Source organism: Sulfitobacter sp. SK012 (assembly GCF_003352085.1).
In the GTDB taxonomy this organism is placed as follows: Bacteria; Pseudomonadota; Alphaproteobacteria; order Rhodobacterales; family Rhodobacteraceae; genus Sulfitobacter.
Window position 1 is genome coordinate 4,717,647 of sequence record NZ_CP025804.1, and the last position, 20,545, is coordinate 4,738,191.

Here is a 20,545-nt window from a genome sequence, read left to right on the forward strand (position 1 = left end):
CCGACTCGGCTATCGGCCTAGAAGCGTCAATGCAATTGACCCGGAGGAAAGCCCTTGACCAAGGCTACTAATCTGTTCGCCGACCAAATATTTGGTTATTAGACCTTGCAGCTTATCTGGATCTTCAAATTGACCTAAATCTGCAGATCCGAATATAGAGCTTGCACGGTCCTTAAATACAGCAAGCTGTTGATCAATATCCACTTGGCCAAATGCATCTGGAAGATTTAACGCGCGCTCAAAGAGCTTGCGAAGCGGCGGATCACCCATGACGGTAAACCATTTGGTATCGTTGGACCCTTCCATTTTGGCGACCAACGACATCTCTCGTTGGCCATAGAGTGCAAACCGCATGCTTTCATCTTGGGCACCTGTTGCGAGTTCGAAGCTGCTCGCTTCATAGCGTGCCAAAACACTCTCAACAAAATCCTGTTGGCTCGTCTTTGGAAACTCTGTTGGTCCAAATCCAAATGCCTCGGAAAGCTCCCGATATCGCGTGTCTGCAAATCGATTGGCTAGGGCATCATCGTTTTCGGTCCCATCTTCCAGAATCTTCTTAATAAAGTACCTATTATCAATGTCGTCCTGCAATCCGAACGCACCCAAAGCAACCGTGAGCAGTCGCCGGTCAGAAACCAACTCTTCTGCAGACTGAACACCTCCAACCTTCTCGCGAAAATAATCGCTGTCGCGCTTGATCTCCACTGATTGGGAAAAAGCGACAAATTGAGCGTCGTAGGTTCGTTGCAGAAACCGCCAACCGCCAAGGCCACCGACTGGAATAACTGGTTGAAACATTAGCTCGGCCTAATCGCCAAAAACCGATCTTCGCGTTGCAAGAGGCTCCGGAGGGCCTTCAGGCTTCGATAGTATTGCTTTTCAATTATCCCGGTGCTGGCTTCCGAAAGCGCGGATTTGCTGTCCGGATCTGTGAATACCTGACTAAGCTCTTCCATCTGACGCAAGAGAGAGAAGTGAACGTCATTTGGGTCACTATCACCAGAAAGTACAAGCTGAACCGCGTAGCACGCACGGCGAACTGGTGTCTTGGCATCTTCGGGGTGAATTGCATCTCGAAGACGCAGAATGTTAGCATTTGGCGTCATGATGGCCAGACGACTACGTCGATCTCCGTTTTCAATCACAGCGCCATTGATCAACACGCGTTCCTTTGGGCTTAGCTTCAAGACCAGTCCACTCATTTTAATGTCCTATTTCAGGCCACGCATGATGGCGGTATTTACCTCCAAAAGCGGCACAGCTGATACTTTCTCGTTGATCACCTTACTCGTGTGATGATCGGTGAACTCTGCAAGATAAAAAATTCGCGCCCGCAAATCTTTTGGTAGCAAGTTGGCCGGGTCCGCGACGTCAATGGAAAACCTCTGCCATAGAGTTCGATTTTCGTGCAACGCTTCAACCAATGGGGGAAACTTGTTTCCTTCAATCGCGGCTTTCAGACGATAGGTAATCCTAGCGATCACTTCGTATTCGATGCTGCGTTCAGATTTGATTGGAGCAGATGTTGGCGCATAGGCGCGTTGAGCCATTTTGGATGCGTTCACTTGGATGCCTTACCTGTTTCCGAGGGGATCGTGGGAGAATCAGGGGCGCAGATTTCGCGCCCCTGAAATCGGCTTAACGGAACAGCGACAGGATGGTCTGCGGAGCCTGGTTCGCAATAGACAGCGCTTGCACACCCAACTGCTGTTGGGTCTGCAGCGCTTGGAGACGTGCAGATGTTGCCTCCATGTCTGCATCGACAAGCGCGCCAATACCCGATTTCAAAGAGTCACTGAGTTTACCGACAAAATCGTTTTGGTCGGAAACGCGGCTTGCAGCCGCCCCGATTGTTGCTGCGCCTGTAAGGGCGGTGGCCATCATTGCTTGGATTTCACCAAACGCCGTTGCAGCCGTGGCGGCATCAGTAATGGCTGTCATCCCGGCCGTATCGATGCCGGCCTCAAAGTCTTGGTTAGCGACAGTAATCGTATCTGTCGTTGCAGCCGCGGCACCAACACGGTTGACCGAAGACACTACTGTCAGGCCAGCACCAGCAGTCGAAAGCAGGTTAACGCCGTTAAATTGTGACGCAGCGATGGTATCGCTGATCTGAGCCACTTTTTGCGTCATGTCAGCTTGGATCTTGGTAAAATCGGCAGTTTCACTACCGCCGGCAACCGCCAGTGCCTCCATCTCCTTCAATGTTTCAACGATCGATTCCGCGCCAGCCGAAGCAACACCAAGCGTCGACTCACCAACTGCCAAAGATTTTGATACCGCCTTAAAACCCACAACATCCGATTCCATCACCTTGGAAATTGCCCAAATCGCCGAATTGTCCTTGGCCGATCCGATTTCCTTACCGGTCGAAATCTGGCTTTGTGTATCGGTGAGGTTTGAGTTGACGGATTTCAGAGTTTGCAACGCAACCATTGCACCGTTGTTTGTAAGAATGCTCGACATTAGCATTTTCCTTTAGTCTGTGACGCTTTGCGTCTGTGTGTGCCCCTCAAGATGGAGCAAGGATGCCGTTCTGACCTTTGCAACCGTCACTGTTTCGAACGATGCGCCACCCGATCTCGGATGCACCCTCACTGTTGCCCTTTTACGTTTAACGTTTCCCTAAAACCCAATCTCCAAGTATCGCGCTTTTTATTCAAACGCCCTTCATGCTCGCCGTTCGATATCGCCACCTCGATCAATAGAAACGCTGCATTTTCGACCATCCGCATCGTAAGTATCAAGCGAACTCCTCACTTTACGCAAAGCGGCGATCCGTTCAGCGACTGAACGAATTCCATCCATCGCCCCATTTAGCAGGCTTTGGTTCCGCTCAACTTTTACTCTGAGGTCGGCGATGGATTGGCTGCCATCTGGCATTGCGTCATTGAGCTTCCCGATCAGGCCTTCTTTCTGATCAACCATTTCGCCAAGTGCCTCGAGGTTTCCCGTGAGCAGGGCTGCGCGCTCCGCTTCTAACAGTGCATCAAGTGACTTCATTGCGCCGCTCATATCTTCATTCTCCATTGTTTTGCTCCATCAGTGCTTCATAAAGTGATTCTGCGAGGCCAATCCCGCCAGAACGGACCATCTGCATCGCCTGTTCCTGTACAAGAAATGACCCAAATTGATCTTCTCCAGCGCCGCCGCCAAACGACTCGCTCGTCTGACCAAGCCCCGCTGACTTCAGCATTTCTGCCAAAAAGGTCGCCTCCAATTTCTGCGCAGCTTCATATAGCGCCGTGTTGCGCGGTGGCTCTGGGAGCGCCGTGGCTATTGGGGGAATGGGTGTCATTTCTGTCTGCCTTAAATTTACATATTTTTGATCATGGGCCTAAACGCGTAAACAACTGGTAAGGACTTGCGGTGTTAAGATGACCTGAGCACGAAAGAGCAGTCGGAGAATCCAATGCGCCCAATTCTTACGTCACCTCAGGCACCAACCTCTGCCCAAGAAGGCGGGAAAAACTCTAAAGTTTTGGCTGATGAAGCACATGCATATGAGAAGGAGGATGATTTTGACTTCATCTTCGCAACACTTAGCGAAGAGGCGGCCGCCATCGACATAGGTGATCAAGAAACTGCTCTGCTACCCGATTCAACACTGAAAATTTCTGTTCCCGAAGGCACGCCAAATTCAAAGCACATGGATGAAATTCATTCTGAGAGTCTTGGCGATGACATTGGTGCGAATGAAGAGACCTCAGAAAAAATACAATTATATACTGAAAGCGGCGCTCCTCTTGGCGTGAGACCAGTGGCCAACCAAGATGCAGGTTTTCAACCGCTGAAGGAGCAGAGCGCTATGTCTGAGGAGGGCCATATCAAAGACGTGGCTGACAGCCCTCTGATGGTACTAGCAACTGGCAAAGCCATGGCAATGAATGGCCCTATTCGTTCGGCTATAACCTCAGACCTTTCTAGCCAGATTAACCCACTAAATGCAGGTGCCCCTACAACTTCCTCTCAGAGCGCCGTTGCGATTTTTCCAGTGACTTCATCTGAAGGTCAGCAAGTCAACAACATTCAAAAAACTCAGGTTCCAAAACCACAAGAAGCTGTCGTTCCTACATCCCCGCGCCAAGAGACGAAAACCACCGAGTCTGTTCTACGCCTTGAGCGATCTTTCCCAGGCTCTGCACAAGAGGTTGCTACGCAGGAAATCAGGCCACCAAACAAGCCGACCGTGCAGTCCTCACTCCTTCCATTTGGGAACAATGGTGTGGTTGAACACGCTAGACAGCACAAAAGCACACTTCTTAGCATGATCGAGCCATCTTCGGAGGCTTCGTGGGAGCAACCACGCCATTTATCCCAAACAGCTCATTCTACATTTAACCGGCCAGAAATCCCAACTCAGGTTGGCCGGCAAATAGCTTCCGCGCTTTCGAACGCGCAGAATAAGCCCGTCGAGTTAGCCCTAAATCCGGTTGAGCTGGGCCGTGTGCGCATGACCATCGCATCAGAAGATGGCGGTATTGTTGTGCACATTCTTGCGGAACGCGCCGATACTCTTGAGTTAATGCGCCGAAATATTGGCCAACTTGGACAGGAATTTCAGGCCTTAGGCTATGAGAGCATCGCATTCTCATTTGGGGAAGGTGAAACGCAAGATGGCAACCGGTCTGCCGACGACAATAAAGGCTTCCCACACGGACCTGAGCTTTTAGATCTCGATGATAACCATTCAGTTGTTCATCTTTCACACTCCGCCGATGGCGGTATCGATATTCGCATCTAGGAGATTCAATATGATCGCCCCAACTTCATTCACCAGCGCAACAGCCACACCAATTCCTAGAGCAACACCACCTGAACCTACACCAGTGCTTACCTCAGATTTTGAGACATTCCTACAGATGTTGACCGCCCAAGCGAAGTACCAAGACCCGCTTGAACCCATCGGTTCGTCGGAATATGCCGCTCAATTGGCTCAGTTTTCGATGGTTGAGCAGCAGGTTTTGTCGAATGATCTGCTGACCGCGCTAACTTCGCAATTGGGCTCCGGGAACATGGCGCAAATGGCCAATTGGATTGGGATGGAAGCGCGAACGACAGCACCAGTAAAGTTTGACGGTGCCCCGATAACAGTTAATCCGAACCCCGTGGCTGTCGCAGATGATGTGCAGCTCGTAGTTTATGACGTCAATGGTACTGAGGTGCAGCGACAGAATATTCCAGTGTCTTCGGCCCCGGTCGAATGGGCGGGCGTTTCCGAGGACGGCACACCCTTTACCAATGGGCTTTACCGGTTTGAGGTCGAAAGCCGCGCGAACGGGGAGTTGTTGCTCGCTGAACCTGCAGAAACCTATGCGCGCATCACCGAAGCTCGCGTTGACGGGACAGATACTCTATTAATCCTTGAGGGTGGCACACCTGTCATTGCAAGCAGCGTCACTGGTCTTCGAGAGCCCGCCTAGCGGTCAGCGAGCATCAGCGCGGCATAGGCAACGGGCATGATCAGGCGCCGCGCCGCGCCCAACTCGAAACGTTTTAGCGGTCTGCTGATTGCGTCCGGATAAGGGATCTCAGGTTTCTTACCTTGAGCTAAGCTGGCCAATAATTTGCCAACATAGGTACCCATCGCAACCCCATTACCATGATAGCACATTCCGACAAACAGGCCGTCCTCAGCGGGAATGGGACCCGCAAAAGGCAATCTATCCCGGGCTAAACACACCATGCCAGACCAGCTGTAAGGTGTCTCTATCTCGGCCCAAGCCGGAAACATCGCTTCAAAATCCGAGCGGATCGCGCGATACGCTCGGCGTTCTGCTGCCGCCCCAGTCAAAACCCCACCGCGCATCCCAAAGAGAAACCGACGATCTGGCATAAGCCGAAAATAATGCAACAGATCACGAGTATCATAGGACATCTGATCGCTGTTCCAGCCTTGGGCGGCCAGCTCATCATCAGTCAGTGGGCGCGTTACAATGATGTTCGATTGGCTCGGCAAATACCGCCCGCGGAGCCACAATGGCAAATCTTCGGAAGAGTAACCGTTCGTAGCCACAATCACCTTGTCGGCGGTAATCTTGCCCCTTGCCGTTTCCAACTGGTGCCGCCGCCCGATTCGTACAAAATCGCTGACTTCACTATCTTGATAGATTACTGCACCGGCATCTTCGGCGGCCTTGGCAAGACCATCTATATATTTTCGTGGATTTAACGCAAAGCCAGCATTTACTGTCACCGCGCCATAGAATGGCCCCTTCATGCCATGCTCGGCCAAGGCTTGCTTCTCGATTACTTGGGAATCCAGCCCATAGCTGTCTTTGATATCAGCTGCGTGCGCATGCAGATCAGACACGTCTTTTGGACGGTGAGCAAGCTGCGTCTCTCCTTGGGAATGCCGGTCAACATCCAAATTTAGGCGGGAAATCAGCTCATCGACGGTTTCAATCGCAGCCAATTCTGACGCGCGGTAGGCCATGCGCCCTGCCCGTCCAAACTGCGCATCAAGCGCGGCGCTCCCAAGCATACTGCCACCCAAGCAACAAAAACCTCCATTTCGACCAGAAGCCCCCCAACCGACACATCGTCGTTCTAGCACCGCAACGCGAACGCCGCCCTCAGCGAGATGCAGAGCCGCGGAGAGGCCCGTAAATCCCGCCCCGATGATGGCGACATCTACATCTCGGTCGCCTTCAAGTACTTTACGCGCGACGGGTTCCGCCGTTTCGTCCCACCAACATTTTACGCGGGGAGCGTCAGAATAGGCAAATGGTGCAAAGATGCGCTTCACGTTGGGCGTTCTGCGGCGCGTTCCTCGCGTTGCTGGCGCAGTGAATTACGCTTTGAAACCAACGAGGCGCTTATCACACCAACGGCTACTATGCCGATCATCAGCGTCGAAAGCGCATTAATTTCTGGCGACACCCCAAGGCGCACCGCGCTCCAGATTTTGATCGGCAGGGTGGTTGAAGATGGGCCCGTCACGAAGGACGCGATCACTAAATCATCAAGGCTGAGCGTAAAGGCCAGCAGCCAACCCGCAACAACCGCAGGTGCGATGATTGGCAGTGTGACCAAACGGAACGCGTCAAAAGGCGAACAGCCAAGGTCGAGCGCTGCTTCTTCTAACGAGCGATCAAAACTCACCAACCTAGAGGACACAACAACAGAAACATAGCACATCGAAAACGTCGCATGAGCTAGTACGATGGTGACGACCCCACGGTCGAGGCCGATACTGATGAACAGCAAAAGCAATGACAGACCAGTGATCACTTCAGGCATGACAAGTGGCGCATAGATCATGCCAGAGAATAACGTGCGCCCCAAGAACCGGCCGCCCCGCACCAAAACGTAAGCTGCCATCGTCCCAAGAATGGTGGCGAAAGAAGAGGAGATCACCGCAACCTTTAGCGTAACCCAAGCCGCGTCCAGAAACGCCTCGTTTTGGAGCAACTCACCGTACCATTTTGTTGAGAAACCTGCCCAAACCGTGACCAATTTTGACGCGTTGAAGCTGTAAACAATCAACAGAATCATTGGGAGATATAGAAACGCAAAACCAATCGTGAGTGACGTGACATTGAACCAACTGAACCGTTTCATGTTTCAGCCTCCGCTTGGCGTTGCTGATTGCGTTGAAACAGCACGATGGGGATGATCAAAATCAGCAGCAAGATCACGGCCACAGCACTTGCCACCGGCCAATCGCGGTTATTGAAGAACTCTTCGAACAGAACCTTACCGATCATCAAAGTCCCCGACCCGCCAAGCAGCGATGGGATCACGAACTCCCCAAGCGCCGGGATAAAGACCAAAAAGCAGCCCGCAATGATGCCCGATTTCGACAGGGGCACCGTAACCAACCAGAAAGCGGAGATGCGAGAACATCCAAGATCCTCGGCGGCTTCGATCAGGCTATCGTCCATCCGGTCTAGGGCGGCATAGATCGGCAGGATCATAAATGGTAGATAGGTATAGACGATGCCAATGTAGACAGCCGTTGGAGTGTTCATGATGGTGAGCGGTGTATCAATCAGGCCCAGCCAGAGCAAAAACTGGTTCAAAAGCCCTTCGTTGCTGAGGATACCCATCCATGCGTAGACCCGGATCAGGAACGAAGTCCAGAACGGCAGGATCACCAACATCATCAGCGTCGCGCGCCATTCTTCGGGTGCGCGAGCCATGCCGTAGGCCATCGGATACCCGATCAACAACGTTAAGAGTGTTGAAATCAGCGCTATCTTAAGGCTGCTCAGGTAGGCTTTGTAGTAGAGTTCATCTGAGGTTAGGAACGCAAAGTTCTCAAAATCAAGCGCCGTGAGCATCTCGCTCAACCCGTCTTTCATCGTCGGCGCATAAGGTGGGATCGCCAGCGCTATGTCCGAGAGTGAAATCTTAAAAACGATCAAAAACGGAACGAGGAACAGCGCCAAAAGCCACAGATACGGTACAGCAATGAGGGTAAAGCGGCGCATGTTCAACGCTCCAACAGGACGCCGGCAGTCGCGCTCCAACTGATCCAGACGTTGTCTTCCCAGGTGAAACTGCGCCGGGATATGCGGCGGGTGTTGGCGGTTTGAGCCTTGATAATCTGCCCCCCCGGTAGCTCGACATAGTAAGTACTGAGGTTACCCAGATAGGCGATATCAAGCACTTTTCCTTCGATCGTATTTTGAGCGTCCGCGGGTCGTTCCTTGGTAATGGAGATTTTTTCAGGCCGGATCGCCAGATGGCATTCTTGGTCCTCCGAAAACGGTTGGGCCGAAACGGCAAGAACTGGAGCCTGATTTGCTGCCCAGTCGATGTAGTATTCATCTTTACCCGAGGATTTAGCCGTACCCTTAAGGATGTTCACGTCGCCAATGAAATCCGCGACGTAGACCGAATTTGGAGTCTCGTAGATACCGTCTGGGGTAGCAACTTGAATGATGCGCCCCTCGTCCATCACAGCTACACGCGAAGCTACGGTCATCGCCTCTTCTTGATCATGGGTAACGATGACAAAGGTGGTCCCAGTGGTTTCCTGAATGTCCATTAATTCAAATTGGGTGTCCTGACGCAGCTTTTTGTCGAGCGCGCCAAGTGGTTCATCAAGCAGCAAAAGTTTAGGCGCTTTGGCAAGTGAGCGGGCCAGTGCGACACGCTGCCGTTGTCCGCCGGAAATCTGGTGTGGCTTGCGCCGAGCGAACTTCTCAAGACGGGTAAGCTTCAACATTTCAGCCACCCTCACGTCGATGTCTGCCTTGCTCATGGCACCACGTTTAAGGCCGAAGGCGATATTATCCCAAATACTAAGATGCGGAAATAGCGCGTAAGATTGGAACATCATGTTCACTGCGCGCTTGTTCGGCGGCACCGGACCGATGTCTTGGCCAGCAAGTTCAATCCGACCTGAACTGGCAGTTTCAAACCCACCGAGCATCCGCATCATCGTCGTCTTACCGCAGCCAGATGGCCCCAGCAGCGCAAAGAATTCCTTTTCATAGATATCAAGAGTGAGGTCGTCGATGGCGACAAAATCGCCGAACCGCTTGGTGACATTCTGAAAGCGGATCAGTGGCTCTTGGTTTGGGTCTTCCCAAGGGGCGAATACAGGCTCACTCACGATTGCAAATTCCTTTGGTATGTCCTTGGGAAGGTAGGGGCGGCCCTCAACGGGACCGCCCCGGATCAATACGGACTTAGGTGCCAGATTTGATCTTGGTCCATAGGCGCGTCACAACACGCTGCACCTTTGGATCGTAGGGCCGAGTTGTAAACAAGTTCTCGAGCGTGGCCTCATCGGGATAAATCGCGGTATCGCCGATCACATCTTCGACCAAGAACTCTTGGCTCGCGAGGTTGCCATTTGCGTAATAAACATAGTTCGACGCCGCAGCCATGTTTTGCGCATCCATAATAAAGTTCAAGAACTTATGGGCCGCTTCTGGGTTTGGCGCATCAACTGGAATTGCCATCTGATCGAACCACATTTGCGCGCCCTCTTTGGCCGCGTGGTAGGCGATTTCCACACCATTTTCAGCTTCTGCTGCGCGATCTCGTGCCTGTAGGATGTCACCAGACCAACCCACAGCAACGCAGATGTCACCGTTGGCCAGCGCGTTGATATACTCAGAACTATTGAATTTCTGGATATACGGGCGAACCTTCATCAGCACTTCTTCGGCTTTGGCGATGACTTCGGGGTCGTGGCTGTCAGGGTTCTCGCCGATATATTTCAGCGCCATTGGGATCATCTCTGACGGTGCATCAAGGAAATGCACGCCACAATCGCCAAGCTTGGACATGTTGTCTGGGTTCAATACCAGCTCAAGCGAATCCAAGGGGGCATCGTCACCTAGGATCTCCTTCACCTTGCCCACGTTCACGCCGATGCCGGTCGTGCCCCACATGTAGTTTACGGAATACGCATTGCCGGGGTCATACTGCTCTGTGCGGCTCTCAACCATTTGCCACATGTTCTGACTGTTCGGCAGTTTGGACACGTCGAGTTTCTGGAACGCGCCAGCAGAAATCTGGCGTTGCAGGAACGTGCCCGATGGCACCACAACGTCATAGCCTGAACCACCGGCAAGCATTTTGGTCTCCAGCACTTCGTTGCTGTCAAAGACGTCGTAGATCAATTGGATGCCGGTCTCTTCTTCGAACTTAGCGAGTAGTTCTTCTTCGATATAATCAGACCAGTTGTAAACGCGGACTTCGTCGGCGAATGCCGTGCCTGCCAGCAGAGCGGCCGCAGCAACGCCGCCAAAAATGGAATGGACCATGGTGTTCTCCCGTTGGTGAGGCAAGGTTGATCCCAGCCTTTGGGTAATTTGATCAAGTTTTGCCTCGTGCGGCAAGTTACTTTATGGTTTCATTGTAAGTGGGCGGTGCAATTTGCCCAATCTCTACGCAATCGGGAACAGAATGTGAGGATAGATTTGCAAGAACTGATGCCTCTCAAAACCAAGGACGCGCCGATCAAACCAACTGCCCATCAGCAGGTGTATGAGGTGCTGCGCGCGCAGATTCTATTTGGTGATCTGGCACCTGGCCAGGCCGTCACGATACAAGGCCTGATTGCCACGCTTGACGCTGGCATGACGCCAGTGCGCGAAGGACTGCGTCGGTTGGTCTCAGAAGGGGCTCTTTTGCAGCAAGATAACCGACGGATCAGCGTACCTGTTTTATCACCCGAATGTGTGGATGAGCTTGGTTTCATACGAAAAACCCTGGAACCAGAGCTGGCGCGGCGCGCATCACAGCGGATGACGATCGAAAGGTCCGCCAATCTGCGCCGCATCGACGACGCGCTGAATGACGCGATCCGGCAGGGCGATGTGGGGAATTATCTTACCCAAAATTACCTGTTTCACGCCGAGATTTACCGGTTGGCCGAAGCCCCTATTATGGCCGCGACTGTTGACCGTCTTTGGCTTCGATTTGGTCCCTCACTCCGTGTAGTTTGTGGGCGGTTCGGCACCCAAAATTTACCCGACAAACATGTCGACATGCTGACCGCATTTGAGGCAGACGATCCGTCAGCCGCGGCGCAGGCCATGGCAGAGGATGTCGATCAAGGCATGAAACAGATCGCAGCCGCTCTGAGCAGCAGCGACTAGCGAAGCGATTCGATTGACAGGAAAAAATTTGATCATATTCTGCACCTAACCTGTAAAACTGCACGAGGTGCGACATGACAACGATAACAAATCATCTGCCAACGACCGAACTGCAGGCGCTAGATGCCGCGCATCATATGCACCCTTTTACCACAAATGACGAGTTAGCAGCCAAGGGCGCGCGGGTCATAACGCGGGCCAAGGGTGTGTATCTGACAGATAGCGACGGCAATGAAATTCTTGACGGTATGGCCGGCCTTTGGTGTGTAAATGTTGGGTACGGGCGCGAAGACATAGTCAACGCTGCTGCACGACAGATGCTTGAGCTTCCTTACTACAACACCTTTTTTATGACGACCCATGTGCCCGCCATCGCACTGGCAAACGAGTTGGCAAAGCTGGCACCAGACGATTTGAACCACGTGTTCTTTGCCGGTTCAGGCTCCGAAGCAAACGACACCAACATTCGAATGGTCCGCACCTACTGGGCCCAAAAGGGCCAACCTGAGAAGTCCCATATCATCAGCCGCAAAAACGCATACCACGGATCCTCTGTTGGGTCCGGTAGCTTGGGCGGGATGACCTACATGCACGAACAGGGAGGCATGCCGATCCCCGGCATTCACCACATCGGACAACCCGATTGGTGGGCCGAAGGGAGCGATCACACACCCGAAGCCTTTGGTCTTGCCCGGGCGCAAGAACTTGAGGCGAAGATTCTTGAACTAGGTGCGGACAAAGTCGCTGCCTTTATCGGTGAACCCGTGCAGGGTGCGGGCGGCGTAATCGTACCGCCCTCAACGTATTGGCCCGAAATTCAGCGCATATGTGACAAATACGATGTGCTGATCATCGCGGATGAAGTGATCTGCGGCTTTGGTCGGACCGGCAACTGGTTCGGATCCCAGACCATGGGAATCAAGCCGCACATCATGACCATCGCAAAGGGCCTATCCTCAGGTTATGCGCCAATTGGCGGGTCGATTGTGTGTGACAAGGTCGCGGAAGTTATCGGAGCTTGCGAATTTAATCATGGGTACACCTATTCCGGCCACCCAGTTTGTGCTGCTGTCGCCTTGGAAAACCTGCGTATTCTGCAAGAAGAGAATGTCATTGATCACGTGAACAATGTCGCGGGCCCCGCGTTGAAATCTGGGTTGGAAAAGCTGGCGGCGGAACACCCATTGGTTGGCGGGTTGAACATCTCGGGTATGATGGCCTCCCTGCCCCTAAGCCCGCATAAAGAAAGCCGCGCCAAGTTTGCAAGCGACGCAGGCACCGTTGGCTTCATGTGTCGCGAGCGTTGTTTTGCCAATAATCTGATAATGCGCCATGTGGGGGATCGCATGATCATTTCGCCCCCCCTCGTCATCACGGCCGAAGAGATCGACGTCTTTATGACTCGCGCAAAAAAGGCATTGGACGAGACATATACCGCCCTCAAAGAGCAAGATATGCTCAAGGCAGCATCTTGATATCTCACCTTAAAGTAGAATCGTTGACGTTGGGTAATGTACAAACAGCGACTGTTTCAAGAGCCAGAATGCAGGCCATATCGCTGAACTGGGGCTGAAGACAGGATTTTGACCTAAAAAACCGTCGAAAATGGTGAAAATACTTTTATCAGTTGCAATGTAAATCAGGTGTGCGTTTACTTTGCCGCAATCAGCGGGACAACCGCCAAGAAAAAATACGGGGAGCCATTCTTTGGCCAATAGGAAAGCGACAGATGCGTTCGTCGAATTTGAACGTGTGCAAAAAAGCTATGACGGCGAGAACCTCGTTGTTAAAGATTTAAACCTCTCCATGCCCAAGGGCGAATTTCTAACCATGCTAGGGCCATCAGGGTCAGGTAAGACGACTTGCCTGATGATGCTGGCCGGGTTTGAGACCGCAACTCATGGCGACATCCGTCTTGATGGCGTGTCGATCAACAACATCCCGCCGCATAAACGCGGCATCGGCATGGTGTTTCAGAACTACGCATTGTTCCCGCATATGACGGTCGCCGAAAACCTCTCCTTTCCGCTCGAAGTTAGGAAGATGGGCAAATCAGACCGTGAAGCCAAAGTGATCCGCGCGCTGGACATGGTTCAGATGGTTGACTTTGCAGGCCGTCGTCCGACCCAATTATCGGGTGGCCAGCAACAGCGCATCGCCCTGGCCCGTGCGTTGGTTTTTGAACCCGAATTGGTTCTGATGGATGAACCTTTGGGAGCGCTCGACAAACAGCTGCGCGAGACCCTGCAGTTCGAAATTACCAATCTGGCACATGATCTGGGCATTACGACTGTCTATGTGACCCACGACCAAACCGAAGCGTTGACCATGTCGGACCGCGTTGCGGTGTTTGACGATGGCCGCATCCAGCAACTTGCTCCACCAGATCAACTTTATGAAGCACCCGAAAACAGCTTTGTTGCTCAATTTATCGGCGAAAATAATACGCTTGAGGGTGTCATCAAAGAGATCAAGGGCGGTGTTGCAATCGTTCAGCTTGATAGCGGTGATCTGATCGACGCCAAGCCTATTAACGTGTCCAAGGCCGGAGAGCGCACGCGCGTTTCCATCCGCCCTGAACGCGTCGAGTACAACAAGGATCGCCTGCAGAAGGGTGCCCATACGCTTAAAGCCGAAGTACTTGAATTCATCTATATGGGTGACATTTTCCGGACACGCCTGCGGGTCGCTGGAAAAGAAGACTTTGTCATCAAAACTCGCAACGCACCAGATCAGGACCGGCTAAAGCCCGGCACCCAGATCGAAATTGGCTGGTTGCCAGAGGATTGCCGCGCTCTCGATGCTTGAGCCGCGCATAATATCGCAGGTCAACGACCTGTGATAAAGACGGAGGATGTGGCCAAGCCCGTTGTCACAGGCCTCCTTCTATCTACAACGGGAAAACTCGGGAGACTAACAATGAAACTCACAAAAACGCTTATGGCGTCGACAGCGATCACTGTTGCCGCCGGCATGTCATTTGCCGATGGCCACATGGCCGATGAAATGACAATCGTCAGCTGGGGCGGTGCTTACTCATCCTCACAGCAGAATGCGTATCACAACCCCTACGCCGAACAAACTGGCGTCAAGATCATCAATGACGAATCCTCAGCTGAGGCCGTGTCAAAACTGCGCGCAATGAGCGAAGCAGGTAACGTGACATGGGACGTCGTTGACGTTGTTGCATCCGACGCTCTGCGTCTTTGCGACGAAGGTTTGGCGATGGAAATCGATGCTGACGAAATGTTGGCAGATGGCGATGACGGCTCAAAGGCTTCCGACGATTTCGGTGACCTTTTGGTTGGTGACTGCTTTATCCCACAGATCGTTTATTCGACAACTGTTGGCTACCGCACAGATCTGGTTGGTGACACTCCTCCAACCGAAATCTGCGCACTCTTCGACACAGACACATATCCTGGCAAGCGCGCGCTCGAAAAGCGTCCGATTGGCAATATGGAATGGGCTCTGCTGTGTGACGGCGTCGCCAAGGACGAAATCTATGACGTCCTGGAGACCGAAGATGGTCAACAAAAAGCACTCGATAAGCTGGCAACCATCAAAGACGACGTGATCTGGTGGTCCGCTGGTGCTGACACACCCCAGCTGCTTGCTGATGGTGAAGTTGTCATGGGTTCGACCTACAACGGTCGTCTGTTCAGCTTGATCGTAGAGCAGAACCAGCCTGTTGGCATGCTTTGGGATGCGCAAGTTTTCGACCTTGACGGCTGGATTATTCCAACTGGTCTTTCGGACGAGCGCCAAGCCCGTGCATTGGACTACGTGAAGTTCGCGACAGATACACAGCGTCTCGCAGATCAAGCGAAGTACATCTCTTACGGTCCTGCACGTAAATCTTCCGCTCCTTTGGTTGGTAAGCATGCAGAATTGGGCATCGAAATGGCACCACACATGCCAACCGATCCTGAGAACGCCAAGAACACGTTCCTCTATAACTACGAGTTCTGGGCTGACTATCGCGACGATATCGACGCGAAATTCCAAGCTTGGCTGGTAAAGTAAGCCAGACAGTGAGGGGGCTACATATTGTGGCCCCCTCACATTTCTACATTCGTTTTTCCATTTTTCTAACGTTGACCTAACCCAAACGGGGACATCATGAGTGACACCAACACAGCAGGCCCGGTCCTTGCCGCAGACGGCACGCCGCTCAAGAAATCACTGAACCGCGCTTTGCGTGTTCAAAAGATGCGGGCACTTGCGCTGATCGCGCCCCTTTTGATCTTTGTTCTTGTCACTTTCATCGCGCCTATCGCCGATATGCTCTTTCGCTCTGTCGAGAATGACATCGTGGCCGATACTTTGCCAAAAGCCACAACTGCGCTGGCAGATTGGGATGCAAGCAGCGGTGAGGTACCAGCAGAGCCTGTTTTCGCAGCTCTTTACGATGATATTTTCTTTGCCAAAGAGGCAAAGCAGCACACCCGCCTCGGTTCACGTTTGAACTATGAACTGACTGGGGTGTCCTCCTTGTTCCGCAAGTCCGGTCGCAAAGTTGAGGACATGGGAGAAGTTTACCAAGACCAGTTCGAAGATATTGATGCTTTCTGGAAGCAAGGTGAGAACTGGAACAGCTTCATGGCGTCGGACAGCTGGCTTGCTGCGATGAAGGACTGGGACAAAGCATCCGGCAAGAAACAGCCAGAATTTGCACTGCGTGAGGGCGTTGCGGAACTTCTTCCGGCGACAGCTGTTTCATATCAGCGCTTTGCTGACTTTATCCAGAATGTGGATGAAGGTGATTTTTCCAAAGAAGACCCTTGGGCGATTATCTACTCCTCTCTGCATGCAGATTTGACGGGTGATGCCGCCAGCGCGGTCTCAGCTTATACTGGCCCCGCCGCACAAGAGATTGTGGCCGCAGCCGCCGCCGCAACGGCCTTTGAAACGGTCAATTTCTCCGAGGCATTCGTGAAGATCGACAAAGACTGGCACGATCCAAATGTGTGGAGCACAATTCAGACCTACAGCCCAAAATACACCAACGGCTATTTCCTGAACGCCATCGACATGCAAAAGGGTGGCGATGGCCCCGAAATGCGCCCCGAAAATCAGCAAATCTATCTGACGCTGTTCTGGCGCACGATGGTCATGTCCGTCATGATCACATGCTCTTGCATTCTGCTTGGCTACCCGGTGGCTTGGTTGCTCGCAAACCTCCCAACGCGTACCGCAAACGCCTTGATGATCTTGGTATTGCTGCCCTTCTGGACCTCGCTGCTGGTGCGGACCTCGGCTTGGAAAGTCATGCTGCAGCAACAGGGTGTGATCAACGAAACACTGGTCTGGCTCGGGATCGTTGGTACTGATGATCGCCTTGCGCTCATCAACAACCAAACGGGCACGATCATCGCAATGACGCACATCTTGCTGCCGTTCATGATCCTGCCACTTTACTCGGTCATGCAGACCATCCCGCAAACGTACCTGCGGGCCGCCAAGAGCCTTGGCGCGACAAATTGGACAGCCTTCTGGCGCGTCTACTTCCCGCAATCCATTCCAGGAATTGGCGCGGGATCGATCCTCGTTTTCATCTTGGCGATTGGCTATTATATCACGCCTGAAATCGTTGGTGGTACATCAGGGACGTTCATCTCAAACCGGATTGCCTACCACATTTCATCCTCGTTGAATTGGGGCCTTGGGGCCGCGCTCGGGGCCATCCTGCTCGCTGCAGTTTTGATGCTCTACTATGCCTATGACAAGATCGTCGGCATCGATAACGTAAAGCTGGGGGGCTAAGGACATGGTCGCACTTACACCAATCTCGCGCAAACCCGTGTCCTTTTATGTTCCAGTCGTTGCGGCATTTGGAGCGTTCGCTGGTCTCTTTGTTGGCACGGCACAAGGCAGTGGGATGATCGGTCTGCTGGTGGGGGCCGCGTTGATGGCTGCTGTTGCCTTTGTGCTCACGCAGCTAATCCCTTCTGAGCGTACAGGACGCTGGGGCCTTGTTGCTATCATGACCGTACTCGGCGGGCTGATGGGCGGCGTTCCCGGGGTTATTCTTGGCGCGGCATTCGGTTGGTTCTTCGGCTGGCTCAGCTTTTGGCTCTTTGAGGGGCGCTATCGCGAGCGCGTAGCCCCCTACCTCACTCCTGGACAAGTACTTTGGCATTTCTCATTCCGCGTGATCTGCGGTGCCATCCTTACGTTCCTGATTACGCCGATACTTGTGGTCATGCCGCTCAGCTTTAATGCGCAAGACTTCTTTACATTTACACCTGAAATGCTGCGTTTTGACCCTGCCGGTTACTCACTCAAGCACTACCGCGATTTCTTTACGAACCAAGACTGGCAGAACGCTGTGCGCAACTCGGTCAAGATCGCACCTGTCGCGACGCTACTTTCCGTGGGATTTGGCACGCTGGCCGCTATTGGCCTCAGCCAACCGCACGTACCGTTCCGCCGTGCCATCATGGCAATCCTGATTTCACCGATGATTGTGCCGCTGATTATTTCCGCTGCAGGTATGTATTTCTTCTACAGCCGCATCGGCCTTCAGGGCACATATATCGGTGTGGTTCTTGCCCACGCAGCCCTTGGCATTCCCTTTGTGATCATCACCGTGACTGCGACGCTGGTGGGTTTTGATAACTCTCTGACCCGTGCGGCGGCCAACATGGGGGCCAACCCGGTTACGACGTTCTTCCGCATCCAGATGCCTCTCATTCTACCAGGCGTGATCTCAGGTGGCCTCTTCGCCTTCATCACGTCTTTTGATGAAGTTGTCGTTGTGCTCTTTGTCGGGTCTGCTGGTCAAAAGACCCTTCCATGGCAGATGTTCACAGGCTTGCGTGAGCAGATCAGCCCGACGATCTTGGCCGTTGCAACGATACTTGTGGGGATTTCGATCTGCCTACTGACTGTCGTTGAACTTCTGCGTCGTCGCTCTGAGCGTCTGCGTGGCATGTCGCCCGGCTAAAGCATCAACTTCATACGATCTAACATCATCGCTTACAGCAAAACGGCTTCACAGCCCTTGCTGTAAGCTTCCAAGCATCGCCGGCGACGCATAGCCATCTGGCACAAGCCCATTAGATACCTGCCAAGCACGCAAAGCATTGATCGTCAAAGGCCCGATCTTTGCGTCGATCTTCTGAGTGTCGAAACCAGCAGCGGTCAAAAGCTCTTGCAGCGCGATACGCTCGTCGTAGCTCAACGCACGATCTTCCCGTGGCCAGTCGCCCTGCAAAGGCCACGCCCCACCAATCCGGTCAGCGAGATGTCCCACACCAATTACGTAGGCGTCCGCCGTGTTGTAACTTTCAAGAACTTCGAAGTTATCAAAGATCATGAACGCCACCCCTTCTGCACCTCCGGGCAACAAGATGGACGCAAGGCCTTCTCCTGCCAAAGCACTCTCCTGTACGCCTGCGACGCCCAGCAGCGCCCGGTCCTTCGGCTCCTTGCGGACCTCACGGTTGGCAAGAAAATAGTCGAAACCTTCAGGTAAAACCACCTCTACTCCCCATGGTTGGCCAGTCACCCAGCCATTCGCCTTAAGATATGCCGCGGTTGAGGCGAGCGCATCGCGCGGGTCGTCCCCCCAGATGTCGCGCTTGCCGTCTAGGGTCCAATCAACAGCGTGGTCCAGAAAGGACGTTGGCATGAACTGCGTATGCCCCATTGCGCCAGCCCAACTTCCCTGCATCTGCGCAGGTTTAGTGTCCCCGCTTTGCAATATCCGTAGAGCCGCCATCAGCTGGTCTTCAAAAAATGCAGCCCGGCGCGGATCGAATGACAAAGACGCGAGCGACCGGATAACGCTGTCACTGCCACGAAACGTGCCGTAAGCGCTTTCCAACCCCCAGATTGCCACAATGATTTCGGATGGCACACCAAAACGCTCCGAAATTGCATCCAGTGTTTGCTGATGGCCTTGCAGCGCCTTGCGTCCGTTGGCAACCCTTAGGTCAGACACAGCCGTCTCAAGATAATCCCAAACCGTCTTCGTAAATTCCGACTGGTTGCGATCACGCCGGACGACTTCCGCGTCGTAGGACACATCGGCAAAAGCTTGGTCAAGAACATCAGTTTCAATTCCAGCAACCTGCGCGCGTCCTCGAAATGCGAGAACCCATTCCTGAAACGCCACGACTGAGACATCCGGCAAGGTTTGTGCCGGAACCGGTGTGGCCAGAACAGCGGCAAATGCAAGGATCAGAAGCGGTTTCATGATTACCCTCAAGATGGTTTTCCGTCCCAAGAATACTCTGAACCAACAGCAATCAAAAGCCGCCCTCAGCGGTAGTCCGCTGTGCGATCTCAGCACGCAACCGCGCCATGTGATCACGCAGCATCGGTACGCGGCGAGGGCGGAAGGATGCTCCCGTCAGCTCGAGGCTCTGCATTCGGTCCAACCGGAACACCCGAAAATCTGCACGCATATGACACCAAGCCATCAGCATATGCGCATCTTTCATATAGACGATGCTCAATGGGTCGGCGTCACGGGACGTGACCTGCCCCTTGGCGTCTTCATAGTCGATACGGATCGTAGCTTCGTCCCAGGTAGCGCGGCGCAAGGCCGCGACGTCAACGCTCGGTTTGGGTGGGCTGGTAAAGCGACGCGCATCTAGTACCGCATGTTGCAAACGATGGGTCTGCCGGGCAGGCAGCCGCGCTTTGAGCTTGGCCAGCGCAGATACCGCTGCCGCTGCCAAAGTCGGATCACCAATCACGGCAACGTCGCGCAGGCCCAGCACCAATGCCTCCAGCTCATCGTCGCTGAAGGCAAGCGGTGGCAGCGCTGCATCTTCAATCAAGGTATAGCCAAACCCGGCCTCACCATCGATCACAGCGCCCAATCCGCGCAACGCGTCAATGTCGCGGTAGATCGTGCGCAACGAGACACCAGTTTCCTCAACAAGTTGCGCCGCAGTAATGGGAGCAGGCAGACGGCGCAGCGTTTGCATCAACTGAAACAGTCGGTGAGTTCGGGTCATGGGCAGGCC

Annotated in this window: 21 protein-coding genes; 8 read left to right on the plus strand and 13 right to left on the minus strand. The window is 53.2% G+C overall.

All coding sequences use genetic code 11. The features are described 5' to 3' along the window. Positions 1-9: 9 nt before the first annotated feature. From C1J03_RS22980 to C1J03_RS23005, 6 genes are all read right to left on the minus strand, one after another. A complete protein-coding gene (locus tag C1J03_RS22980; RefSeq protein WP_114888704.1) occupies positions 10-798 on the minus strand; it encodes a DUF1217 domain-containing protein in 789 nt (262 codons plus the stop codon). Beyond that, a complete protein-coding gene (flbT, locus tag C1J03_RS22985) occupies positions 798-1,202 on the minus strand; it encodes a flagellar biosynthesis repressor FlbT (RefSeq protein WP_114888705.1) in 405 nt (134 codons plus the stop codon). Before flbT ends, C1J03_RS22980 begins: the two co-directional genes overlap by 1 nt. Before the next feature lie 9 nt (positions 1,203-1,211). After that, the gene (gene flaF, locus C1J03_RS22990; protein ID WP_114888706.1) at positions 1,212-1,565 is read right to left on the minus strand and encodes a flagellar biosynthesis regulator FlaF; all 354 of its coding nucleotides are present in this window, start codon (positions 1,563-1,565) and stop codon (positions 1,212-1,214) included. Positions 1,566-1,638: 73 nt separating this feature from the next. Beyond that, complete coding sequence (locus C1J03_RS22995) at positions 1,639-2,466, minus strand: flagellin N-terminal helical domain-containing protein (RefSeq protein ID WP_114888707.1); 828 nt, start codon at positions 2,464-2,466, stop codon at positions 1,639-1,641. 204 nt (positions 2,467-2,670) lie between these two features. Next, positions 2,671-3,030 (minus strand): flagellar biosynthesis protein FlgN, encoded by a 360-nt coding sequence (locus C1J03_RS23000; protein ID WP_114888708.1) that lies wholly within the window; start codon positions 3,028-3,030, stop codon positions 2,671-2,673. Next, positions 3,020-3,298 (minus strand): rod-binding protein, encoded by a 279-nt coding sequence (locus C1J03_RS23005; RefSeq protein WP_114888709.1) that lies wholly within the window; start codon positions 3,296-3,298, stop codon positions 3,020-3,022. The genes C1J03_RS23000 and C1J03_RS23005 overlap by 11 nt, the downstream gene beginning before the upstream one ends. Positions 3,299-3,412: 114 nt before the next feature. Between C1J03_RS23005 and C1J03_RS23010 the strand changes: the two genes are divergently transcribed. Both C1J03_RS23010 and C1J03_RS23015 read left to right on the plus strand, forming a co-directional pair. Then, positions 3,413-4,744, plus strand: a complete 1,332-nt coding sequence (locus tag C1J03_RS23010) for a flagellar hook-length control protein FliK (protein ID WP_114888710.1) — start codon at positions 3,413-3,415, stop codon at positions 4,742-4,744. Positions 4,745-4,754: 10 nt separating this feature from the next. Next, a complete protein-coding gene (locus tag C1J03_RS23015; RefSeq protein ID WP_114888711.1) occupies positions 4,755-5,423 on the plus strand; it encodes a flagellar hook capping FlgD N-terminal domain-containing protein in 669 nt (222 codons plus the stop codon). On the opposite strand, the gene C1J03_RS23020 is transcribed toward C1J03_RS23015, so the two are convergent. The 5 genes from C1J03_RS23020 to C1J03_RS23040 all read right to left on the minus strand — a co-directional run bounded on the left by C1J03_RS23020 (position 5,420) and on the right by C1J03_RS23040 (position 10,727). Continuing rightward, positions 5,420-6,748, minus strand: coding sequence for an NAD(P)/FAD-dependent oxidoreductase (locus tag C1J03_RS23020; protein WP_114888712.1), 1,329 nt, complete (start codon positions 6,746-6,748; stop codon positions 5,420-5,422). The genes C1J03_RS23015 and C1J03_RS23020 overlap by 4 nt on opposite strands. Continuing rightward, a complete protein-coding gene (locus C1J03_RS23025; RefSeq protein WP_114888713.1) occupies positions 6,745-7,563 on the minus strand; it encodes an ABC transporter permease in 819 nt (272 codons plus the stop codon). The genes C1J03_RS23020 and C1J03_RS23025 overlap by 4 nt, the downstream gene beginning before the upstream one ends. Further along, positions 7,560-8,435: an ABC transporter permease subunit gene (locus tag C1J03_RS23030; protein ID WP_114888714.1), complete on the minus strand. Its 876-nt coding sequence runs from the start codon at positions 8,433-8,435 to the stop codon at positions 7,560-7,562. Before C1J03_RS23030 ends, C1J03_RS23025 begins: the two co-directional genes overlap by 4 nt. 2 nt (positions 8,436-8,437) lie before the next feature. Further along, the gene (locus C1J03_RS23035) at positions 8,438-9,565 is read right to left on the minus strand and encodes an ABC transporter ATP-binding protein (protein WP_114889155.1); all 1,128 of its coding nucleotides are present in this window, start codon (positions 9,563-9,565) and stop codon (positions 8,438-8,440) included. A gap of 76 nt (positions 9,566-9,641) precedes the next feature. Then, positions 9,642-10,727, minus strand: coding sequence for a polyamine ABC transporter substrate-binding protein (locus tag C1J03_RS23040; RefSeq protein ID WP_114888715.1), 1,086 nt, complete (start codon positions 10,725-10,727; stop codon positions 9,642-9,644). A 168-nt stretch (positions 10,728-10,895) separates the two neighbouring features. On the opposite strand from C1J03_RS23040, the gene C1J03_RS23045 reads away from it, so the two are divergent. The 6 genes from C1J03_RS23045 (at position 10,896) to C1J03_RS23070 (ending at position 18,513) form a co-directional block, all read left to right on the plus strand. Further along, positions 10,896-11,564 (plus strand): GntR family transcriptional regulator, encoded by a 669-nt coding sequence (locus tag C1J03_RS23045; protein WP_114888716.1) that lies wholly within the window; start codon positions 10,896-10,898, stop codon positions 11,562-11,564. Positions 11,565-11,638: 74 nt separating this feature from the next. Continuing rightward, on the plus strand, positions 11,639-13,039 hold the full coding sequence (locus C1J03_RS23050; RefSeq protein ID WP_114888717.1) for an aspartate aminotransferase family protein: 1,401 nt from the start codon (positions 11,639-11,641) through the stop codon (positions 13,037-13,039). Positions 13,040-13,271: 232 nt separating this feature from the next. Continuing rightward, entirely contained in the window at positions 13,272-14,372 is a 1,101-nt protein-coding gene (locus tag C1J03_RS23055) for an ABC transporter ATP-binding protein (RefSeq protein ID WP_114888718.1), read from the plus strand. Positions 14,373-14,483: 111 nt separating this feature from the next. Further along, positions 14,484-15,590 carry an extracellular solute-binding protein gene (locus C1J03_RS23060; protein WP_114888719.1) on the plus strand — a complete coding sequence of 369 codons (1,107 nt, stop codon included), beginning with the start codon at positions 14,484-14,486 and terminating at the stop codon, positions 15,588-15,590. A gap of 96 nt (positions 15,591-15,686) precedes the next feature. Beyond that, positions 15,687-17,330 (plus strand): ABC transporter permease, encoded by a 1,644-nt coding sequence (locus C1J03_RS23065; RefSeq protein WP_114888720.1) that lies wholly within the window; start codon positions 15,687-15,689, stop codon positions 17,328-17,330. Between the two features lie 4 nt (positions 17,331-17,334). Beyond that, positions 17,335-18,513: an ABC transporter permease gene (locus C1J03_RS23070; RefSeq protein ID WP_114888721.1), complete on the plus strand. Its 1,179-nt coding sequence runs from the start codon at positions 17,335-17,337 to the stop codon at positions 18,511-18,513. Positions 18,514-18,561: 48 nt separating this feature from the next. Here C1J03_RS23070 and C1J03_RS23075 read toward each other — a convergent pair whose 3' ends face one another. Beyond that, a complete protein-coding gene (locus C1J03_RS23075; protein ID WP_114888722.1) occupies positions 18,562-19,767 on the minus strand; it encodes a lytic murein transglycosylase in 1,206 nt (401 codons plus the stop codon). 52 nt (positions 19,768-19,819) lie between these two features. Further along, complete coding sequence (locus C1J03_RS23080) at positions 19,820-20,536, minus strand: helix-turn-helix transcriptional regulator (RefSeq protein ID WP_114888723.1); 717 nt, start codon at positions 20,534-20,536, stop codon at positions 19,820-19,822. Between the last annotated feature and the right edge of the window lie 9 nt (positions 20,537-20,545).

Coding starts and splice junctions, on each gene's coding strand:
- C1J03_RS23025 (WP_114888713.1), bottom strand. CDS start 7,563: ATGAAACGGTTCAGTTGGTTCAATGTCACGTCACTCACGATTGGTTTT.
- C1J03_RS23005 (WP_114888709.1), bottom strand. CDS start 3,298: ATGACACCCATTCCCCCAATAGCCACGGCGCTCCCAGAGCCACCGCGC.
- C1J03_RS23075 (WP_114888722.1), bottom strand. CDS start 19,767: ATGAAACCGCTTCTGATCCTTGCATTTGCCGCTGTTCTGGCCACACCG.
- C1J03_RS23080 (WP_114888723.1), bottom strand. CDS start 20,536: ATGACCCGAACTCACCGACTGTTTCAGTTGATGCAAACGCTGCGCCGT.
- C1J03_RS23070 (WP_114888721.1), top strand. CDS start 17,335: ATGGTCGCACTTACACCAATCTCGCGCAAACCCGTGTCCTTTTATGTT.
- flbT (WP_114888705.1), bottom strand. CDS start 1,202: ATGAGTGGACTGGTCTTGAAGCTAAGCCCAAAGGAACGCGTGTTGATC.
- C1J03_RS22980 (WP_114888704.1), bottom strand. CDS start 798: ATGTTTCAACCAGTTATTCCAGTCGGTGGCCTTGGCGGTTGGCGGTTT.
- C1J03_RS23000 (WP_114888708.1), bottom strand. CDS start 3,030: ATGGAGAATGAAGATATGAGCGGCGCAATGAAGTCACTTGATGCACTG.
- C1J03_RS23060 (WP_114888719.1), top strand. CDS start 14,484: ATGAAACTCACAAAAACGCTTATGGCGTCGACAGCGATCACTGTTGCC.
- C1J03_RS23050 (WP_114888717.1), top strand. CDS start 11,639: ATGACAACGATAACAAATCATCTGCCAACGACCGAACTGCAGGCGCTA.
- C1J03_RS23065 (WP_114888720.1), top strand. CDS start 15,687: ATGAGTGACACCAACACAGCAGGCCCGGTCCTTGCCGCAGACGGCACG.
- C1J03_RS23010 (WP_114888710.1), top strand. CDS start 3,413: ATGCGCCCAATTCTTACGTCACCTCAGGCACCAACCTCTGCCCAAGAA.
- C1J03_RS23040 (WP_114888715.1), bottom strand. CDS start 10,727: ATGGTCCATTCCATTTTTGGCGGCGTTGCTGCGGCCGCTCTGCTGGCA.
- C1J03_RS23045 (WP_114888716.1), top strand. CDS start 10,896: ATGCCTCTCAAAACCAAGGACGCGCCGATCAAACCAACTGCCCATCAG.
- C1J03_RS23030 (WP_114888714.1), bottom strand. CDS start 8,435: ATGCGCCGCTTTACCCTCATTGCTGTACCGTATCTGTGGCTTTTGGCG.
- C1J03_RS22995 (WP_114888707.1), bottom strand. CDS start 2,466: ATGTCGAGCATTCTTACAAACAACGGTGCAATGGTTGCGTTGCAAACT.
- C1J03_RS23015 (WP_114888711.1), top strand. CDS start 4,755: ATGATCGCCCCAACTTCATTCACCAGCGCAACAGCCACACCAATTCCT.